Consider the following 214-nt stretch of genomic DNA (forward strand, 5'->3'; position numbering starts at 1 on the left):
AAATCTCTGCGATCTCTGAAATGAGCTTGCCTTTTTTCATATTTTTCAGCACCTGTTTAATGACTTTGCATAATTCGCCTCGTTCCATGCTTCGTTCTAAACCTTGTTCTAAGCCTTCCTGCTTACCCATCCGTTTGCCCTGTTCCAGCCATTCCCGCTGACGATCCGCTCTTTCCAGTTCCGCCATGATCGCCTTTGTTTCTCTGAAGTACGC

1 protein-coding gene is annotated in these 214 nt (G+C 46.3%); it reads right to left on the bottom strand.

Going from position 1 to position 214, the window contains the following annotated elements; translation table 11 throughout:
* Positions 1 to 214: hypothetical protein (locus DWY25_RS17575; RefSeq protein WP_420809880.1), on the bottom strand; the 214-nt coding region annotated here is incomplete at both ends.

Origin of the sequence: Holdemania filiformis (assembly GCF_003459085.1) — a bacterium.
Classification (GTDB): domain Bacteria; phylum Bacillota_I; class Bacilli_A; order Erysipelotrichales; family Erysipelotrichaceae; genus Holdemania; species Holdemania filiformis.